Raw genomic sequence first — 18866 nt, forward strand, 5'->3', positions numbered from 1 at the left:
ACTATGAAAAAGATTTTACATCCTGCAGATACTCGTGGTACTGCGGATTATGGCTGGTTGCAGGCCAAATACTCCTTCAGTTTTGCAAATTTTTTCGATCCGAATCGAGTACAATTCGGAAAGCTACGTGTCCTCAATGATGACATCGTAGCACCATCCATGGGTTTCGGGAAACATCCTCACCAAAATATGGAGATCGTAACTATTCCGCAGGAAGGTGCCCTTAAGCATCGTGATTCCATGGGAAATGAAGGTATGATCGAATCCGGAGATATTCAGATCATGAGCGCCGGAACTGGTGTGGAGCACAGCGAGATCAACGCAAGGTCCGATGAAGCGGTTAAATTATTCCAGATCTGGGTCTTCCCGGAAAAGGAAGGTGTTGCACCCAGATACGATCAGAAAAAAATTTCGGATCTACTCACACCCAATGAACTAAGCACGGTGGTTAAGCCCAAGTCTGAAGCACAAGACGGCGACTTGTGGATCCACCAACAGGCGTGGTTCAACATAGGTGATTTTTCAGAAAAAACAGAAACAAAATATACATTCAACAACAAAGCACACGGAGCTTACGTTTTTGTAATAGATGGCTCCGTAGCTATTGATAATGAGACACTTAATAAGAGGGATGCCATAGGTATCTGGGATACCGATACGGTTTCTATCACGGCGGAAAAAGACAGCCGTGTCCTGCTTATAGAAGTACCTATGAACTAATAAATTGACTCCCGATGATTGAAGATGTTGAAATAACCGACAATGAATTTTTACGACAATTCGAACTTGAGGTTGGAGACAATATGGCCCGAATCGAGTATGCGCTTCAGGACCGGAAGATCTTTCTAACTAAGTACGACATGCCTTCCGATATGGAAGACCAGGGGTTCCGTGACATATTTATCAAAGCCGTTTTTGATGAAGTACGGGACAGAGGAATCAGCCTGGTACCCACCAGCCCTGAGATAGCCGGTTTTATGCGCAAAAACCGAAGGAAGTACAAAGATCTACTCCCGGTAGGAATTAGCATTTAAGATTTTCTTTTCTGAAGATTAACTAACAACGGATTCGTTCACAAATTCGAACCGAACCAGTCCGTCTTCGTCTATTCTTGTTAGCTCTATTTGATGCAAAGTATTCACCAGTTGAGGATTCCAGGGTGCTTTCACTTTTACATAGTTCTCGGTAAATCCATGGATATACCCTTCCTTGTTCTCTCCTTCAAAAAGTACCGTGCGTTTGGTTCCTAACTGTTTTTCGTAAAAGGCCCTTCGCTTTTTTACTGAAAGGCCACGGAGCATTTTACTTCGTTTATGTCGAACACCCTTCGGAACAACTCCGTCCATAACTGCAGCTTCCGTATTATCTCTTTCCGAATAGGTAAAAACATGCAGGTAGGAAATGTCCAGTTCGTTCAGGAAATGATAGGTCTCGAGGAAGAGTTCTTCCGTTTCACCGGGAAAACCTACGATCACGTCCACCCCAATACAGGCATGCGGCATGACTTCCCGAATCCTTGTTACCCGATCCACGTACAACTCTCTTTGGTAACGCCTTTTCATCAATTTTAAAAGATCGTTGCTCCCACTCTGCAATGGGATATGAAAATGTGGAACAAAGGTTTTAGAACCTGCCACAAAATCTATTGTTTCATTCTTTAGCAAATTGGGTTCAATAGAAGAAATTCGAAGCCTTTCTATACCGGGAACTTCATCCAACGCTTCACACAACTGGAAAAATGTGTGTTCGTGTTTTTTGTTTCCGAATTCACCTTTACCATAATCACCAATATTCACACCGGTGAGTACGATCTCCTTGATTCCCTTTGCCGAAATCTCTGCTGCATTCTTCAACACATTCTGAAGACTATCGGAACGTGAAATTCCGCGCGCCAAAGGTATCGTACAATAAGTGCATTTGTAATCACAACCGTCCTGAACCTTCAGGAAGGCACGTGTTCGATCTCCAATGGAGTAGGAACCCACGTAGAAATCCGCATCCTCTATTTCACAACTGTGTATCTCCCCGTGATCATTCTTAGAGAGGTCGTTGATATAATCGGTGATCTTAAATTTTTCTGTGGCGCCTAGTACAAGATCCACACCATTGACATCGGCGAGTTCTTCCGGTTTCAGCTGGGCATAACATCCAATAGCCGCAACGAAGGCTTCAGGGTTTGCCTTCTGCGCCTGCTTCACAATGGTTTTAAAACGCTTATCGGCATTCTCGGTAACACTGCAGGTATTGATCACATAAATATCAGCAGACTCAGAGAAGTCTACACGCTCGAATCCCTCCGAAGAAAAATCACGGGCAATAGTGGACGTTTCACTGAAATTCAGCTTACAACCCAGGGTGTAGAATGCAACTTTTTTACTAGCGTTCATTAATGTATTTTAGCAAGCGGGCACAAAGATACGAAGTATTGTTGAAGTCGGGTGTCGGGTAAAATTTTAAAAATATTCCTTTGCAGTTCGCTTTCCCCATAAATAAGCAATTTAATGTTATTTAAGTTTGAAAAAATCATCGTTTGGCAATTAGCGATGGAAATGGGTGAAAACATAAATACGATTACCCAACGATTCCCCAAAAGAGAGCAATTCAATCTATCAAGTCAGGCGATGAGGGCTGCAGATTCGATAGCGCTGAACATATCGGAAGGTTCAATTTCGCAATCCAATGCGGAATTTAAGAGATTTATGGGTTACGCTATAAGATCCCTCGCGGAATTAATAACTTGCATTCACAAAGCAAAACTCAGAACATACATTTCTGAACAAGAATTCAATGTGATATATAAGGATTCATTTGAGTTGATGAATAAAATGATCGCATTCAGACGAAACATAAAATAAAATGTGCAGCGGATATCGAATATTTAACATCGGACATCGGACATCGGACATCGGACAACTCGCTTTCCTGATTTCGATAATTTGCTTTTTGATTCTTTCTTCCTGCTCCCAACCTCCGTCCAACCCCGACCACCTTGTCTTCCGCTATAACGAGCACAGCAACATTCCCACCCTGGATCCCGCCTTTGCGCGGAATCCACAGACTATCTGGCCCACCAACCAACTGTTCAATGGACTGGTACAGCTAGACGATTCGTTAAAGGTTCAACCGGATATCGCCAAGCATTGGCGATTCGTGGACAGTACCTGCACCTTTTATTTTACACTTAGAGACGATGTTTATTTCCATAAGGATGAAGTTTTTGGTGATGAAGGAACCCGTAAGGTAACTGCCTATGATTTCGAATATAGTTTTAGCCGTTTAACAGACCCAAAAGTCGCTTCTCCCGGTAGTTGGGTAATGAACAATGTAGAGCGATATGAGGCAGAAAACGATTCGGTTTTTAAGATCGCTTTAAAACGTCCCTTCCCTCCTTTCCTGGGAATGCTGGGCATGCGCTACCTCTCCGCAGTACCTAAAGAAGCGGTCGATTTCTACGGAAATGAATTCCGAAGGAATCCTGTAGGCACAGGGCCTTTTCAGTTCAAATTATGGGAAGAGAACGTGAAGCTGGTACTTCGAAAGAATCCACTTTATTTCGAAAAAGACGAAAATGGGGAACAACTACCCTACCTCGAAGCGATAGCCATCACATTCTTACCAGACAAACAAAGTGAATTTCTTCAATTCGCCCAGGGTAAGATCGATTTTGTTTCAGGTCTGGACAATTCATACAAGGATGAGATCATAACTACCACCGGCGCCCTTCAGGATAGCTATAAGGACAGAGTAAAACTCATTACGGCGCCCTATCTCAACACCGAGTACCTTGGATTCTTCATGGGTGCGGATACACCCGAGATCAAGTCGAATGCCCTCAGACAAGCAGTAAACTATGGTTTCGACCGTGAGAAGATGGTCACCTACCTCAGGAACGGAATGGGTATCCCGGCCCACCATGGTTTTATTCCGAAAGGTCTTCCCGGATTCAACTCAATTGATGGGTACACCTACCAACCTGAAAAAGCCCGAGAACTTATCGAACAATACAAAGCTGAAACAGGGGATATTAATCCTCAAATAGTGATAGGCACCAACAGTCAGTACCTCGATATTTGCGAATACATCCAGCGGGAATTGGAAAAATTGGGAATAGCCGTGACCATCGATGTAATGCCTCCTTCTACCTTGCGGCAGATGAAAAGCAGTGGCGAACTGGATATCTTTCGTGCGAGCTGGATCGCGGATTATCCTGACGCTGAAAATTATCTTTCCTTGTATTACAGCAAGAATTTCACGCCCAACGGACCCAATTACACCCATTATAAAAACGAGGTATTCGACAGCCTCTACGTGGCGGCACTAAATGTTTCTGATATCGAAAAACGAAAAGTCCTTTATACTCAAATGGATTCCATTGTGGTTGCAGACGCGCCTGTGGTTCCTTTGTTCTATGATATGGCGATCCGCTTCGTAAACAAAGACGTAAGCGGCCTGGGTATCAATCCGCAAAACTTCCTGGTTTTAAAGCGCGTTAAGAAAGCGAAAGGAGAAGACTAATTGTAACGAACTGATTAATTCCACCGACACATAATAAATTGGCAATATGGGTGTGGGTAGTAACATGGGCAGTCAGAAATTTAATATCCTGCAACGAAGAAATCGAAGGCAGCAAAAGAAGCTTGCCGATATCGAGGTGAGAACCATGCCCAGTGGCTACGAGGAATTCGAAGATCACACGAACATGAAAGGCCATGAATTCGCCGACTTCCAGAAGCGATTGTACGCTGAAAACACCCGTGAACGAAGACGTTTCCGTCGAATATTTTGGTCGGTGATGGCTTTGGTGCTCGTCGTGATAGTGTATTTCTTGTTCTTTTACGAAGTAGGGCCTATAAAGTCCTTTAAATGGCCTTAATAACTCTCAATAAATATTACCGTTAAAAGGTTAATTACCAAATCCTTAACACGGTATGGGGATGATTATCGTAATTTGATTTAAAATATCGATCATGAAACGAATAGAATTTCTCAGGACTGCCGGTGCAGCAGGATTGTCTATGGTTGTTTCTCCTTTCAGTACTAAGGCGGGTACACCACTAAACGATCCACAATTGGATAAGGAACTGGTGGCCAAATTTGTTGGAGCGGCCCACAGGGATATGGATACGGTAAAGCTAATGTTGGAAGAACACCCTACACTGCTAAATGCGGCACACGACTGGAAGTACGGGGATTTTGAAACCGCGCTGGGTGCTGCTTCACATGTAGGACATAAAGAACTGGCGCGTTACCTTTTGGATAAAGGGGCACAGGTAAATTTATTTACTACAGCACTGTTTGGTGAATTGGATTTATTGAAAGCAATGCTTTCAGCCTTTCCGACTAGTTTAAACGCTAAGGGGCCTCATGGGTTTACTTTGCTTCACCATGCAGAAAAGGGAGGTTCAGAAGCGGAAGCTGTGGTAGAATACTTAAAAGAAGCTGGAGCAACAGAAACGAAAATAGCCTTGTATTAATACCTCCTGTATTTAGCCGTCTCCTCAAACACAAACTCCATTATCTTTGCGTCTTCTTCGGAAAATTCGACATTGCGTCTTGCCATGGCCGCTTTGGCCGTTTCGAAAGCCTTAGCCGTTTTATAAGCTGTCATACCATGACTTCCACCCCAACTGAAACTGGGAATAAAATTCCGTGGGAAACCACTTCCGAAGATATTCACACTTACGCCAACCACGGTTCCGGTATTGAACATGGTGTTGATCCCGCATTTACTGTGATCACCCATCATGAGTCCACAAAATTGCAGGCCGGTCCTCCCGAATCCTTCCTTGGCGTAATCCCACAGCTTCACCTCGGCGTAGTTATTCTTCATATTCGAAGTATTGGTGTCGGCGCCAATATTGCACCATTCACCCAAGACCGAATTACCCAGGAAGCCGTCATGGCCTTTGTTTGAATATCCAAACAATACCGAATTGTTCACTTCGCCTCCAACTTTGGAATAAGGGCCAATGGTACAGCCGGTATAGATCTTACTGGCCATCTTCACTATGGACCCTTCGCACAAAGCAAATGGGCCGCGTATCATGGATCCTTCCATGATCTCAGTGTCCTTACCGATGTAGATAGGTCCAGCTTCGGCATTCAGGGAACAGAGCGGCAATTTCGCTCCCTCTTCGATAAAGATCCTTTCGGGATGGAAAGCAACGGTTGTTTCGGGTATAGCTTGAGAAGTGCGTCCTTCGGTAAGCAGCTGGAAGTCCCGTTCTATGGCTTCGTGGTTTTTTCTGAAGATATCCCAGGTATGTTCAATTCGGAGGGCGTCCTCATCCTCGTACTGACTAATTTCAAAAGTATCAAAATCCACTTCTTGCCCTTCAGAAGAGAAAAAAGCAACCGGTTCGTCTCCAGAGAATATTGCCTGGTTCGTTTTTAGCGATTTAATGCGCTCCACCAGGCTTTCAGTAGGAATAAATGAAGCGTTGATGAGGATGTTTTCCTCCATCTCGACCATTGGCCAGCGTTCGGAAAGGTGATCCTCGGTAACTGTAGTGGTAGTGAAGCCAAGGAATTTTTCCCATTTCTCACGTATTGTAAGTATTCCGATGCGGATATCGGCTACCGGACGCGTATAGGTAAAAGGCAACAACTGGTCACGAACAGGACCGTCGAAAAGGATATAATTCATAAGGGACGATTCTTACCTCAAAGCTAAATAAAAAAAGCCTTCGAATGTCGAAGGCTTTTGAAATCTTATGGAAAAAGAGTCTACTCTTCTTCTTTAGCAGCAGCTTTGCTGAACTTCTTGTATTTGTTCTTGAACTTGTCGATACGTCCTGCTGTATCGATAAGTTTCGCCTTCCCTGTGTAGAAAGGGTGAGAGGTTCGTGAAATCTCCATTTTTACCAAAGGATATTCCACACCATCAATCTCAATCGTTTCTTTAGAAGGTGTTGTCGATTTTGTGATAAAAACATCCTCGTTAGACATGTCTTTAAACGCTACTAATCTATAATTCTCCGGATGGATACCTTTTTTCATCTTTTCTGCTTTTTCGAATTCCCTCAAATTTTGAGTCTGCAAATTTAAGCAATATTCATAAATACACAACAAATATATGGGTTATTTAATCGTGGCGCGCGAAAAAAAGTGAATTGTGAATCGTGAAATGCGTTGGGGTTAAGGATTTATTATTTATTGTTATTGATTATTATTTATTGTTATTGATTATTATTTATTGTTCGTTGTTCTATGATTAGGGTTTAGAGTTTAAGGCAGTGAACCTCTAACCCCTAACTTCTAACTTCTAACATCTAACATCTAACATCTAACCTCTAACATCTAACATCTAACATCTAACATCTAATGTAACGTTTTACTATCTTTGTTAACTAACTAGCCGAATTCAACCCTCCGCCCTGGCGGACCAAAAAACTTTCAAATATGGACACCCCTAAAGCTTCAGTTAAAAAAATCGCCCTTAATTACGGACTCTATCTAGGTCTGGCTTCTGTAATTTTAAACGTGATCTGGTATGTAATGGATATGCATATCGACAGGCCCTGGTACCAAGGTCTAATTGGATTCGCAGTAATGATATTGATCCTCGTCTACGGTCTCAAGGCGTTTAAAAAGGATAATGGAGGATATATGTCTCTTGGAGAAGCACTTAAAACAGGGTTAGGAATATCTCTTATTGCGGGAATAATCTCTGTAATCTATACCTTGATCCTTGTAAATTACCTTGAACCGGAGTATGTGCAAAAAACACTCGAATTAACCGAAGAACAAATGTATGAGCGAAATCCGAACCTTACCTCGGAACAAGCTGAAATGGCACTCAGTATGACAGAAAAATTTATGAGTCCGGGCATACTTTCCGCAATTGGATTGATTCTTTCACTCTTCTTTGGCTTCATCATATCGCTCATAGCCGGTCTCATCATGAAGCGCAGCCATCCTATGAACTAAGAAACCTAGTGAATGAATATATCCATCGTTATTCCGCTTCTTAACGAAGAAGAATCTTTGAACGAATTATACCATTGGATTGCAGACGTAATGCAGTCCAATGGTTTTTTATACGAAATACTGTTCATAGACGATGGAAGTACCGATGATTCCTGGGAAGTGATAGAGAAACTTGCGAAGGATCACAAAGAAGTTAAGGGAATTCGTTTTCTGAAGAACTTCGGAAAGTCGCAAGCCCTACACGCCGGATTCGCCATTGCAAAAGGAGAAGTGGTGATCACTATGGATGCGGACCTCCAGGACAACCCTGAAGAGATCCCGGAATTCTACAAGATGATCAAAGAAGACGATTATCAACTAGTTTCCGGTTGGAAAAAGAAACGCTACGATTCTGTAATGATGAAGAACCTGCCATCCAAACTTTTCAATTTCGCAGCAAGGAAGACATCAGGAGTGAAGCTTCACGATTTTAACTGCGGACTCAAAGCCTACCGCAATGACGTGATCAAAACCATTGAAGTAACAGGCGAAATGCACCGCTATATCCCTGTACTGGCAAAAAATGCAGGCTTTAGCAAGATTGGAGAAAAAGTGGTAAAACATCAAAAGAGAAAATATGGATCTACAAAATTCGGTATGGAACGATTTATAAGAGGTTTCCTGGACCTGATCACGATTTCCTTCCTGTCTCGCTTCGGGAAGAGACCCATGCACCTCTTTGGAGCCTGGGGAGCTATTATGCTATTCATCGGCTTCTGCTTTGCAGCCTACCTGGGAATCGACAAGTTGTTTATCCATAAGACGGGGCGACTCATAACCGAACGACCTGAATTTTATCTCGCCTTAACGGCAATGATATTGGGAACTCAGCTTTTCCTGGCCGGATTCCTTGGTGAATTGATCCTTAGAAGCAAAAAAGGCGGGCAAAACTACCTTATTAAAGAAGAGGTAAACTTGAACGATTGAGGTCAAGATTCCGTATTTTTGCGCTGTAATACGTCAAACACCTAATCAACTTTCATGAGATACGTGGACCCGAAATTACTGGATAAAGTGAATCAATGGCTCACACCGGTATTCGATATAGATACCCAGCACACTATAAAGGAGATGATCGCCTACGATCCGGAAGGACTCGAAGACAGTTTTTACAAGAATCTTGAATTCGGCACCGGCGGAATGCGCGGCATTATGGGCGTGGGAGATAATCGTATTAATAAATACACTCTCGGAAAAAACACACAGGGCCTGTCGAACTACTTGAAAAAGGCATTTCCTGATGAAACCCTCAAAGTGGCGATCGCCTACGATTGCCGACATAACAGCAAAGAGTTGGCCCGTGTAGTCGCCGATGTATTCTCTGCCAACAACATCATAGTGTATCTATTTTCTGAACTACGCCCAACACCCGAGTTGTCTTTCGCGGTAAAGGAACTCGGATGCCATTGTGGAATAGTACTCACTGCCTCTCACAACCCCCCCGAATATAACGGCTACAAAGTGTACTGGCAGGACGGTGGTCAATTGGTTCCTCCTCAGGATGGAGAGATCATTGAAGAGATCAACTCACTGCAATACGGACATATCAATTTCGATGCAAAAGATGAGTTGATCCATTATATTGATGAGGACCTCGACAAGGCATTCGAAGCAGCCTCTGTGAGCAATGGTAGTTTTAATACGGCACAGCAAGCCAAAGACGATCTCAAGATAGTGTTTACATCCCTGCACGGTACCTCGATCACAATGATCCCGAGAGTCCTCGGAAAAGCAGGCTTCAACAATCTGTTGATTGTAGCGGAACAGGAAGAACCTGATGGAAACTTTCCAACGGTGGAATCCCCTAACCCGGAAGAACCTGAAGCCTTGAAAATGGCCCTGGAACTAGCAGAAAAAGAAGGAGCTGATATTGTTATTGGAACAGATCCCGACTGCGACCGACTTGGTGTGGCGGTACGTGACGACAATGGAAAAATGGTTTTGCTCAACGGTAACCAGGCGATGGTGGTTATGTCTCACTTTCTCCTCGAGCAGTGGAAAAAGCAAGAAAAACTCAACGGAAACCAATTTGTTGCATCTACTATAGTGTCTACCCCTATGGTTCGGGAAATTGCCGAAGCCTTTGATGTAAAATACATGGAAGGCCTAACCGGATTTAAGTGGATCGCAAAAATGGTGAAAGATCATCCCGAACTAGAGCTAATTGGAGGTGGAGAAGAAAGCTTCGGTTATATGGTAGGGGATTTTGTGCGGGACAAAGATGCGGTGACCGCTACCCTACTCGCTTGCGAGATCTCAGCCTTGAAGAAATCGGAAGGTGGAAGTATGTACACCTACCTTCAGGATTTATACAAGGAATACGGATATTACCTGGAGGAATTGGTCTCATTCGTGAAAAAAGGCAAAAAAGGTGCTGAAGAGATACAGGCCATGATGCGTTCACTACGGGAGAATCCATTGGTGTCTATCGATGGCAGCAAAGTGATCCGTGTAGAAGATTATGAAACCGGAAAGGCAACGAATATGGATGATAACTCAGTTTCTGAGATCGATCTTCCAAGATCGAATGTATTAATTTATTATACCGAAGATGGAAGTAAGATAGCGGCTCGTCCCAGTGGTACGGAACCGAAAATTAAATTTTATATGAGTGTGCGTATGAAAGCCGAAGCAAGTTCCGAACCCATGGCAGAACTTCAGAAAAAAATTGAACGCATCAAAACCGAGTTAAACCTCTAATGCATTATTTCAAAAAAATATTGAGATATGCCCTTCCTTATAAGCGCTATGCGGGAATGAATATCATTTCGAATATATTCTACGCGTTTTTTGGCTCTCTGGCCTTCGTTTCCCTTATTCCAATGCTGAAAGTATTATTTGGTGATTCGGAAATAGTGAACTCACCTCCTACTTATCAAGGGATTGCCAAATTAGGAGATTATACCGAGCTCTACCTCAATTACTATATCAACAAGAACAGTGCAGCGGATGGTGAAATGAATACCCTGCTCGTAATGATCGCCCTTGTCATTTCGACCTTCCTTTTAAAGAATTTTTTCGGCTACCTTGCCATGTTCTTTATTACGTTTCTTAGAAACGGTGTACTTAAAGATCTGAGGAACGACCTTTATGAAAAGACGGTTGACCTGCCTGTTTCTTACTATTCTGAAAAGCGCAAGGGAGATACCATGGCTCGTATATCAAGTGATGTGCTGGAGATTCAGCATTCCTTCCTTTCCATCCTCGAACTGATCGTTCGGGAACCGCTTATGATCATCTTCACCATTGTTTTTATGATGCTGATCAGTGTAAAGCTTACCATCTTTGTATTCATCTTCATCCCGGTATCCGGTATCATTATCTCACGGATCGGGAAAAGTTTGAAAAGACATTCGGATAAGGTTCAGAAAGAGCAGGGATTTTTTCTTTCGATCCTGGAAGAAACCCTTGGAGGCCTGAAGATCATCAAAGGTTTTAATGCTGAAAAGCACTTCAATAATAAATTTCAGGAATCTACAGGTCGATTCTTTAAATTTTCGAACACCTTATTAAACCGACAAAACCTCGCCTCGCCCGCCAGTGAGTTCCTGGGAATCCTGGTGATCGCCATATTACTTTGGTTTGGTGGGCGAATGGTTCTGGTAGACGGAACGCTGAAACCAGCTCAGTTCATAGCATATATGGGACTGGCATATAACATCCTAACACCTGCAAAGGCCATCAGTAAGGCTAGCTATAATGTAAAAAAAGGTAATGCAGCTGCCGAACGGGTACTTGAGATCCTGGAGACCGAATCCGCCATTGTTGATAAGCCCGGAGCAGTTAATAAAACCGAATTCACCACCTCGGTGGAGATCGACAAGATCTCGTTCCGCTACCAGGAAGACTGGGTATTGAGAGACTTCAGCCTATCGGTACCGAAAGGAAGTACCGTAGCATTGGTTGGACAAAGCGGTAGCGGAAAGAGTACCATTGCAAACCTCGTTACGCGATTCTACGATGTAAACGAAGGAGGAATCCATATTGATGGTGAGAATATAAAAGATATGACTCAAAAGTCGCTGAGAGGGTTGCTTGGGCTTGTTACACAGGATTCCATTCTTTTCAACGATACAGTGAGGGGGAATCTTCAGGTAGCAAAAGAAAATGCTACCGATGATGAGCTCATTGAATCGCTAAAAGTGGCAAACGCATGGGAGTTCGTTTCTGAACTACCGAATGGAATAGATACCAACATCGGGGACAGCGGTAACAAGCTTAGTGGTGGGCAAAAGCAACGACTAAGCATTGCCAGGGCCGTTTTAAAGAATCCTCCTATCATGATACTGGATGAAGCAACCTCTGCTCTGGATACCGAAAGTGAGCGACTTGTGCAGCAGGCACTGGAGAATATGATGAAGAACCGTACTTCTATTGTGATCGCTCACCGTCTATCAACAATACAAAACGCCGATAACATCGTGGTACTTTCCAAAGGCAAAATAGTTGAACAGGGTAAACACAGTGAATTACTTTCAAAAGAAGGAGTGTATCACAGTCTAGTGGAGATGCAATCTCTGGGATAAATCAAACCATTAATTATCAAACAAAAAAAAAGAGCGGTTGGGGCTCCGCTCTTTTTAGTTTTGTTGTCGTATTTGGGGCACACGACAACGGTAATTATCATAAGTATGGAGCTAATATATAGGGTTGAAATGAAATTACCAAATCTGTATTGCTTTTAATCTACTAATTATGCATTTCATCGATGTTTTTGAAATACAAATATAGGTTTTTTCCTACTTTTAGTATGTTTTTGGAAATTCTTGCGATTTAAATTGAAGGTATAAAAAAAACGGGCCAGCCCCCGCTTAGGCCCGTTTAGTTCGTCTTTATTATAGTTGGGGCTAATAATAAAGAACATATACATAAGAAGTATGGTTCGAAATTAGTAAATATTTTCCTACAAATAAAATTTATTTGCATTTTATCGATAATTAAATTCACTTAATCGATGTTTTGAGGCTTTTTAGGGGGATATATACGATTTGTTTTATAGATTAAACCTTTATAGATTTCATAAGTCTAACTTCCAAATCGTCAACAGGTGGTGCAAGAACAGGCGCTGGTAAGCGCGCTTCAATCGGATAAAGACAAAGAGCGAGCCTTCAGGGATCTTATGTCCCAATACAAGGAACGCCTCTATTGGCATATCCGAAAGATGGTTCTCAATCACGACGACACAGATGATGTGCTTCAGAATACTTTTATCAAAGTATATCGTAATATCCATTCATTCAAAGGGGATAGTAGGCTCTATACATGGATGTATCGCATCGCCACCAACGAAGCCATTACTTTTATGAATAAGCGCGCCAAACGAAACAACATAACAATTGAAGAAGTAAAAGAGAGAGCCATTGAGTCACTTGAAAGCGATGTTTATTTTGAAGGAGGCGCGATAGAATTAAATTTACAAAGAGCCATCGCCAGCCTGCCCGAAAAACAGCAGTTGGTGTTTAATATGAAATACTTCGAAGAACACACTTACGAGGAATTGTCGGAGATACTGGAAACATCCGTAGGTGGATTAAAAAGTAATTATCACATTGCAGTTAAGAAAATTACGGCCTATCTTAAGAACAATGAAACCTTTTGAGTTAATACAGGTCAAATGAATACATGAAAGATAAAAAGAACATATCCGGTTTAAATGCCCCTGAGGGCTACTTCGAAAATTTCGAAGACCGAATGATGTTAAAGGTAATGGAAGACAGTCTGCCGGCCTCCAATGGCCTTAAAGTGCCGGAGGGATACTTTGATTCGGTTGAAGATAAGGTTCTGAACAGCCTGGCTGAAAACGAAGATCCCAAAGTGATTTCGCTTTTCAGTAGACGTAACTTCCTCTACGCTGCGGGCATAGCAGCGTCCCTGGTACTCATTATTTCGTTATGGGGCGGTGCAGGTGAGGATATTAACCTGACCGATATTAACGTTAATGAAGTTGAGGCTTTTATCGATGAGGGTGGTTTGGAAATTAACACCTATGACGTCCTGGCCTTGCTTGAAGAAGAAGATCTTTCAGAAATAACACTTCCTATGGAAGAAATTTCCGAAGAAAACCTGGAGAAATACCTCCTTGATAATTTTGACGAAAACTCATTATTAGTTGAATAAAATGAAAAACTTATTGATCATACTACTACTATTTGCCAGTACACTCCAGGCGCAACGCCCCGGAAGTGAACAGATACAGGCACTTAAAACAGCTCATATTACCCAGACTCTGGACCTTACTTCCGAAGAAGCTGAGAAGTTCTGGCCCATCTATAATAAATTCGACCAGCAACTCGAAAAAAATCGAAAACAGGAAAGGCGGGAGATCGTATCCATGGTGAAAGGGGACGTTGGCGCTTTAAGTGATGAGGAGGCGGAAAAGCTAATCGAAAAAATGATCGATTTCAAAGAGAATCAGTTCACACATTATAAAAACCTCGTGCAGGAATTGAAAGGTGTTATACCGCCGCAAAAAATACTTCGACTCCGAAAAGCAGAAGAGGATTTCCGAAGAATACTCATGGAACAACTTCGAAAACGAAGAAAAGGACGACAATAGAATTAGGCGGGAATATCCCCGCCTTATTTTTTATCTGAAAATAAGCCTGGAGATCTTATTTCTACCCGAAGCAAAGGCAAGGGTGTCGTTTACAAATTCAATAGCATAGAAGCCTTCAGAAGATAAATCCGACCAGCTATCACCGCCATCCGGACTGTAGGAGACTCCGGGCGAGCCTACAGCCACTACCCCCTGTCCTTCTGTTCCGGGAACATAGCGAACCGAAGAACGATAACCAGGTCCCGCAGCATTGCTAATCAAGTTCCATGTCTTCCCACCATCGGTGGTTACAGCCTTATTTCCCTCATTGAAAGCTTTATCCTCCCAGTTTCCTCCAAAAACGATCCCGTTCTTTTCATCGAAGAAATCCACAGTATAAATACCTGTCATCGCCTTGCCCTGGATGATAGGTGTTTCAAAAACCTCCCAGCTTACCCCCTTATCCGCTGAATGGAATACCCGGGCACGTTTTCCACCGGATACGATCCAGGCATGATCACCACTCAAAGAAATATTTGAATTACTCGCCGCAAAAGCCGCTTCACCATTCTCTGTTTTCGGCAAGTTTGTACAAGGAATTTTGTTCCAGGTATTCCCACCGTCCCGGGTTATGATAATCGAAAGACAGTCTTCAGTAGGATCTCCCATGGCGATACCTTCCTTGTCATTCCAAAAGGCCATGGCATCGTAAAATACTTTCTCTCCTTGCTCAAAATATACCTGCTCAATGTTAGTAGCTGACTCTCCATCGAATCCTATCTTGTACAATACTGCCGGACTGGCAATACTGAGCACAAAAACCGCATTTCTGGTAGTAGCGATCGACCGAAACGCTAAGAGAGAGTCTTCGTATTTGATGGTGGCCAGTTTGGGAGTGAGACTATCGATAAGACCCACCCTGCCTGCATTGGCTGCAAACCATACCTTGTTTTCATCGAGAGGAGAAATGGCACGAATACTGATACTATCCTGGAACACAGGAGTGATCTCAACCGAGGTAAATTCATTTATCCCATTCAGGCTACAGGAAGTTATGCTAATCGCGAAAAGTAAGAGGTATAGATAGCGCATAGAATATTTTTGCCAAAAGTAATTAAAAGTATTCATTGCTTTGTGATACCTTTGCCCACCAATTGAAACCCATGAAATTACACCGCAACTTAGTATTCGCAACTGTCGATTCCCTTCATCTCATCTTCAACGAGGGAAAGCAAGCCGACAAGGTTTTAAAGAACACTCTTAAGCGTGACAAACGATGGGGTTCCAGGGATCGTGGTTTTATTGCTGAAACCACCTACGATATAGTTCGATGGAAACGTTTGTATTCCGAGATCGCCGAAGTAAAAGAACCTTTCGACAGGGAAAATCTGTTCAGACTTGTGGCCGTCTGGGCGGTTCTTAGAGGTATTCGATTACCCGACTGGCCTCAATTTGCTGGTACTCCGGAACGACGCATCAAGGGACGATTCGACGAGTTCTCCAAAATCCGAAAAATTCGTGAGTCCATTCCGGACTGGCTCGATAAACTGGGTATGGAAGAACTTGGAAACCAATGGGAGAAAGAAATTCATGCATTGAATGCTACGGCCGATGTAATTCTAAGAACCAACCCTTTAAAAACCACCAAAAAGGCACTTCAGGCTGCTCTTTCAGAAGAAAACATTGAAACCGAATCCATCACAGGCTTACCTAACGCCTTGAAGTTAAAAGAACGGGCGAATGTTTTCACTACCAAAGCCTTCAAGGACGGTTGGTTTGAGGTACAGGACGCTTCCTCTCAAAAAGTAGCCAAAATCTTAGACCCAAAAGCGGGAATGCGTGTGGTAGATGCTTGTGCAGGTGCCGGAGGGAAAAGTTTACACATAGCCGCCCTAATGGAAAACAAAGGTCAGGTGATCGCTATGGATATTCACGATTATAAACTGACGGAGCTTAAGCGCAGAGCACGCAGGAATGGAGTACACAACATTGAAACACGCCTGATCGATTCCTCCAAGGCCATTAAAAAACTTATTGAGAAAGCGGATAAAGTACTTATAGATGCGCCTTGTACCGGACTGGGCGTTTTAAGACGTAACCCCGACACCAAATGGAAGCTTTCGCCTGAATTCCTTGATGAGATCCGAGAAAAACAACGAGAGATCCTATCCAGTTATTCAAGAATGGTGCGTCCGGGTGGCCAGCTTGTTTACGCCACTTGTTCTATTTTACCTTCGGAAAACCAGGACCAGGTAAGTCATTTCCTTGCTTCGGATAACGGCAAAGATTTTAAACTTGTAAAGGAAGAGAAAGTATCTCCTGCTCGAAGCGGATTTGATGGTTTCTATATGGCATTGCTTCAGAAAAAATAAAAAGCCTTTCCCGGGAAGGAAAGGCTTCTTCAATCAATAAAACCTTTAACGGTTACTTAATGATTACTTTTTTGCTTTGACTGAAAGAGCCATTGTTAAACGCTCTAATCACATAAGCACCTGTTGCAAGCGAACCTTTGTTAAATGTCCCCCTGTGATTATCGCCGTTATTACTAAGAGCCCCCTGGGATACGTTTCTCCCCTGTATATCTATCACTTCATACTGAACATCACCCAAGTCCTTCGTACTTGTGAGGAAAACCTCGTAAACATCTCCATTAAGCGGATAAACAGCCATTTCTGCCTCATCTGCATTGGCATCATTGTTTGCCAGTATTGGAATGTTCTCAAGGTTAAATGCTGCGATCTTAGTAGTCCATTGATTAACGATCTGGAAATACTGAGATGTAAACCAAAATGTTTCTCCATCGGGATCCATGGTCATTTGCGAGTAGTCGCCGAATCGATTCGAGAAATTCTGGAACGAACTCCCTGCCTGGATCTCTTGCTCCTGGAAACTCATTTGACCCAGAGGATCGCTTTCGAGTCGTCCAGTATAGTATATTCCAACGGCGTTGCTCGCACTACCCCTGCTGTATGCTAAGGCGATGTTTCCGTTTACATCCATTCCCATACTTCCCATGAATCGGCTTTCACTATCGTTACGCGTCCAGGTTCCTTCCTGATAAATAGACCATGGGCCTGTACCTGTATTTCTCAACTCTATCCAACGAATTCCCACACGGTTGCTTCCATCAACATCAACGTTAAAGTTAACCAGGAACGAATTATGACCCGTGAAACTGCGATAATTAGCCATATATGAAATGATTCCTGCCTGGCTTGATAATCGCTGAGAAGTCCCAGGCTGTTGAACATCACCCACGCTAAATGGGAAGAAGGTCCCGTCGAAAGGTTGCACCGGAATAAGAGCCGGTGCTGAAATCGTCGAATTACCAGGAGTTACAAAATCAACATCGATCTCCCAAATTTTAATATGATCGAAAGTCACTCCAGGCCAACCGTCGTCCTGCAAATAAACGATGTATCCGGGAACATTTGCCGGAGCAGTGTTTCCCACGAGGTTTGCCGGTTCCGGACTGAATACCGTGTTCGGATTAAAAATGACGCCGGGAAGGTTAAATCCAATGATTGCCGGATTAGGATCGCCAGCGATCATGGCAGCACGGTCTAAAGTGTAAACCCTGTTCCCTGTAAATTTATTAGCAGTTAGATAGTAAGCGTCCGGCCAAACTGAGTAGTGAGGGTAGTCTGGAAAAGCATCTAAAGGGAAGCTGTATAAATTATACGTTCCTGTAGGGTCCGGAGTAGTAGAAACACCGATAATCAGTGCGTCGTCACTGGTACGAAACTGACTCACAAAAAAACGATCTGCCAGTTGGTCATACATTACGATGGGATCACCGTCGTTGTTACCCGAGCCAAGAAAAGTACTTAAAGGTGTTGGTCCTGCAAGGAGATTACCGCTCTTATCAAATATTTTTATTCTCAGGTTAACACCATGTACGTAGTGATTCGGACCTGCGGCGCCCGTTGGGTCCGGAGGAATTGCATTACCTGCTTCCGATACATTGGATCCTATGAAATTCACCAGGATTTCTCTGGCCTGGCGCGTAGGTTCAGCCTCCTGGGCTAGCGGATCGGCACCTAACGGTAAGGCATCCGGATTGGATTTTGGCGCCTGGCGTAAATTGTTCTGAATAATAATTGGATCATCCAGATCGGTAACCGGTACTGAGGTTTCATAATCTCGGAACGGAAGGGTTTCCCCAATGAAGGTTCCGTATTCAATGCTGGCGGCCTGGAATTCAGATTGAGCTAACGAAAGCGTACTCGAAATCATAGCAGTTGCCAGCAGCAAGTAAATTTTTCTCATGGTTTATTTTTTTTAGAAGTCAGACAATATATCCATATTTCATAAGTTATGCCGTGGAATTATAAAAACTTTATAAAAAAAGGCGGCCAATATG

General features: G+C 43.1%; 19 protein-coding genes. 14 read left to right on the forward strand and 5 right to left on the reverse strand.

Annotated features, from left to right (window positions below):
- Positions 1 to 3 precede the first annotated feature (3 nt).
- On the forward strand, positions 4 to 720 hold the full coding sequence (locus J1N09_RS07700; RefSeq protein ID WP_265199468.1) for a pirin family protein: 717 nt from the start codon (positions 4 to 6) through the stop codon (positions 718 to 720).
- A gap of 14 nt (positions 721 to 734) precedes the next feature.
- A complete protein-coding gene (locus tag J1N09_RS07705) occupies positions 735 to 1034 on the forward strand; it encodes a GNAT family N-acetyltransferase (protein ID WP_265199471.1) in 300 nt (99 codons plus the stop codon).
- Positions 1035 to 1052: 18 nt separating this feature from the next.
- Here J1N09_RS07705 and mtaB read toward each other — a convergent pair whose 3' ends face one another.
- A complete protein-coding gene (gene mtaB, locus J1N09_RS07710; protein WP_265199472.1) occupies positions 1053 to 2387 on the reverse strand; it encodes a tRNA (N(6)-L-threonylcarbamoyladenosine(37)-C(2))-methylthiotransferase MtaB in 1335 nt (444 codons plus the stop codon).
- Positions 2388 to 2501: 114 nt separating this feature from the next.
- On the opposite strand from mtaB, the gene J1N09_RS07715 reads away from it, so the two are divergent.
- From J1N09_RS07715 to J1N09_RS07730, 4 genes are all read left to right on the forward strand, one after another.
- The gene (locus J1N09_RS07715) at positions 2502 to 2855 is read left to right on the forward strand and encodes a four helix bundle protein (protein WP_265199473.1); all 354 of its coding nucleotides are present in this window, start codon (positions 2502 to 2504) and stop codon (positions 2853 to 2855) included.
- 1 nt (position 2856) lies between these two features.
- Positions 2857 to 4515 (forward strand): ABC transporter substrate-binding protein, encoded by a 1659-nt coding sequence (locus J1N09_RS07720; RefSeq protein WP_414826843.1) that lies wholly within the window; start codon positions 2857 to 2859, stop codon positions 4513 to 4515.
- Between the two features lie 46 nt (positions 4516 to 4561).
- The gene (locus J1N09_RS07725) at positions 4562 to 4873 is read left to right on the forward strand and encodes a hypothetical protein (protein WP_265199475.1); all 312 of its coding nucleotides are present in this window, start codon (positions 4562 to 4564) and stop codon (positions 4871 to 4873) included.
- Between the two features lie 94 nt (positions 4874 to 4967).
- Complete coding sequence (locus J1N09_RS07730; protein ID WP_265199476.1) at positions 4968 to 5474, forward strand: ankyrin repeat domain-containing protein; 507 nt, start codon at positions 4968 to 4970, stop codon at positions 5472 to 5474.
- Here J1N09_RS07730 and J1N09_RS07735 read toward each other — a convergent pair.
- Positions 5471 to 6646, reverse strand: a complete 1176-nt coding sequence (locus J1N09_RS07735) for a GlmU family protein (protein ID WP_265199478.1) — start codon at positions 6644 to 6646, stop codon at positions 5471 to 5473. The two genes, J1N09_RS07730 and J1N09_RS07735, sit on opposite strands and share 4 nt — an antisense overlap.
- A gap of 80 nt (positions 6647 to 6726) precedes the next feature.
- Positions 6727 to 6999, reverse strand: coding sequence for a type B 50S ribosomal protein L31 (locus tag J1N09_RS07740; protein WP_265199480.1), 273 nt, complete (start codon positions 6997 to 6999; stop codon positions 6727 to 6729).
- Between the two features lie 402 nt (positions 7000 to 7401).
- Between J1N09_RS07740 and J1N09_RS07745 the strand changes: the two genes are divergently transcribed.
- The 7 genes from J1N09_RS07745 to J1N09_RS07775 all read left to right on the forward strand — a co-directional run bounded on the left by J1N09_RS07745 (position 7402) and on the right by J1N09_RS07775 (position 14524).
- On the forward strand, positions 7402 to 7929 hold the full coding sequence (locus J1N09_RS07745) for a DUF4199 domain-containing protein (RefSeq protein WP_265199482.1): 528 nt from the start codon (positions 7402 to 7404) through the stop codon (positions 7927 to 7929).
- Between the two features lie 12 nt (positions 7930 to 7941).
- On the forward strand, positions 7942 to 8895 hold the full coding sequence (locus J1N09_RS07750) for a glycosyltransferase family 2 protein (protein WP_265199483.1): 954 nt from the start codon (positions 7942 to 7944) through the stop codon (positions 8893 to 8895).
- A 54-nt stretch (positions 8896 to 8949) separates the two neighbouring features.
- Positions 8950 to 10668, forward strand: coding sequence for a phospho-sugar mutase (locus J1N09_RS07755; RefSeq protein WP_265199484.1), 1719 nt, complete (start codon positions 8950 to 8952; stop codon positions 10666 to 10668).
- Positions 10668 to 12494 carry an ABC transporter ATP-binding protein gene (locus J1N09_RS07760; RefSeq protein ID WP_265199486.1) on the forward strand — a complete coding sequence of 609 codons (1827 nt, stop codon included), beginning with the start codon at positions 10668 to 10670 and terminating at the stop codon, positions 12492 to 12494. Before J1N09_RS07755 ends, J1N09_RS07760 begins: the two co-directional genes overlap by 1 nt.
- A 521-nt stretch (positions 12495 to 13015) precedes the next feature.
- Positions 13016 to 13567 (forward strand): RNA polymerase sigma factor, encoded by a 552-nt coding sequence (locus tag J1N09_RS07765; protein ID WP_265199488.1) that lies wholly within the window; start codon positions 13016 to 13018, stop codon positions 13565 to 13567.
- A 23-nt stretch (positions 13568 to 13590) separates the two neighbouring features.
- Positions 13591 to 14085, forward strand: a complete 495-nt coding sequence (locus J1N09_RS07770; RefSeq protein ID WP_265199490.1) for a twin-arginine translocation signal domain-containing protein — start codon at positions 13591 to 13593, stop codon at positions 14083 to 14085.
- A 1-nt stretch (position 14086) separates the two neighbouring features.
- Entirely contained in the window at positions 14087 to 14524 is a 438-nt protein-coding gene (locus tag J1N09_RS07775; RefSeq protein ID WP_265199491.1) for a sensor of ECF-type sigma factor, read from the forward strand.
- 30 nt (positions 14525 to 14554) lie between these two features.
- Here J1N09_RS07775 and J1N09_RS07780 read toward each other — a convergent pair whose 3' ends face one another.
- Positions 14555 to 15595: a WD40/YVTN/BNR-like repeat-containing protein gene (locus J1N09_RS07780; RefSeq protein ID WP_265199494.1), complete on the reverse strand. Its 1041-nt coding sequence runs from the start codon at positions 15593 to 15595 to the stop codon at positions 14555 to 14557.
- A 71-nt stretch (positions 15596 to 15666) separates the two neighbouring features.
- On the opposite strand from J1N09_RS07780, the gene J1N09_RS07785 reads away from it, so the two are divergent.
- Positions 15667 to 16875 (forward strand): RsmB/NOP family class I SAM-dependent RNA methyltransferase, encoded by a 1209-nt coding sequence (locus tag J1N09_RS07785; protein WP_265199496.1) that lies wholly within the window; start codon positions 15667 to 15669, stop codon positions 16873 to 16875.
- A 52-nt stretch (positions 16876 to 16927) separates the two neighbouring features.
- Here the strand turns inward: J1N09_RS07785 and J1N09_RS07790 are convergent, their stop codons facing one another.
- Complete coding sequence (locus J1N09_RS07790; protein ID WP_265199498.1) at positions 16928 to 18772, reverse strand: T9SS type A sorting domain-containing protein; 1845 nt, start codon at positions 18770 to 18772, stop codon at positions 16928 to 16930.
- Positions 18773 to 18866 lie beyond the last annotated feature (94 nt).

It is taken from the genome of Aureitalea sp. L0-47, assembly GCF_026126405.1.
Taxonomy (GTDB): Bacteria; Bacteroidota; Bacteroidia; order Flavobacteriales; family Flavobacteriaceae; genus Pukyongia.

Coding starts and splice junctions, on each gene's coding strand:
- J1N09_RS07750 (WP_265199483.1), top strand. CDS start 7,942: ATGAATATATCCATCGTTATTCCGCTTCTTAACGAAGAAGAATCTTTG.
- mtaB (WP_265199472.1), bottom strand. CDS start 2,387: ATGAACGCTAGTAAAAAAGTTGCATTCTACACCCTGGGTTGTAAGCTG.
- J1N09_RS07715 (WP_265199473.1), top strand. CDS start 2,502: ATGTTATTTAAGTTTGAAAAAATCATCGTTTGGCAATTAGCGATGGAA.
- J1N09_RS07720 (WP_414826843.1), top strand. CDS start 2,857: ATGTGCAGCGGATATCGAATATTTAACATCGGACATCGGACATCGGAC.
- J1N09_RS07760 (WP_265199486.1), top strand. CDS start 10,668: ATGCATTATTTCAAAAAAATATTGAGATATGCCCTTCCTTATAAGCGC.
- J1N09_RS07735 (WP_265199478.1), bottom strand. CDS start 6,646: ATGAATTATATCCTTTTCGACGGTCCTGTTCGTGACCAGTTGTTGCCT.
- J1N09_RS07785 (WP_265199496.1), top strand. CDS start 15,667: ATGAAATTACACCGCAACTTAGTATTCGCAACTGTCGATTCCCTTCAT.
- J1N09_RS07705 (WP_265199471.1), top strand. CDS start 735: ATGATTGAAGATGTTGAAATAACCGACAATGAATTTTTACGACAATTC.
- J1N09_RS07775 (WP_265199491.1), top strand. CDS start 14,087: ATGAAAAACTTATTGATCATACTACTACTATTTGCCAGTACACTCCAG.
- J1N09_RS07780 (WP_265199494.1), bottom strand. CDS start 15,595: ATGCGCTATCTATACCTCTTACTTTTCGCGATTAGCATAACTTCCTGT.
- J1N09_RS07770 (WP_265199490.1), top strand. CDS start 13,591: ATGAAAGATAAAAAGAACATATCCGGTTTAAATGCCCCTGAGGGCTAC.
- J1N09_RS07730 (WP_265199476.1), top strand. CDS start 4,968: ATGAAACGAATAGAATTTCTCAGGACTGCCGGTGCAGCAGGATTGTCT.
- J1N09_RS07740 (WP_265199480.1), bottom strand. CDS start 6,999: ATGAAAAAAGGTATCCATCCGGAGAATTATAGATTAGTAGCGTTTAAA.
- J1N09_RS07755 (WP_265199484.1), top strand. CDS start 8,950: ATGAGATACGTGGACCCGAAATTACTGGATAAAGTGAATCAATGGCTC.
- J1N09_RS07790 (WP_265199498.1), bottom strand. CDS start 18,772: ATGAGAAAAATTTACTTGCTGCTGGCAACTGCTATGATTTCGAGTACG.
- J1N09_RS07700 (WP_265199468.1), top strand. CDS start 4: ATGAAAAAGATTTTACATCCTGCAGATACTCGTGGTACTGCGGATTAT.
- J1N09_RS07725 (WP_265199475.1), top strand. CDS start 4,562: ATGGGTGTGGGTAGTAACATGGGCAGTCAGAAATTTAATATCCTGCAA.
- J1N09_RS07745 (WP_265199482.1), top strand. CDS start 7,402: ATGGACACCCCTAAAGCTTCAGTTAAAAAAATCGCCCTTAATTACGGA.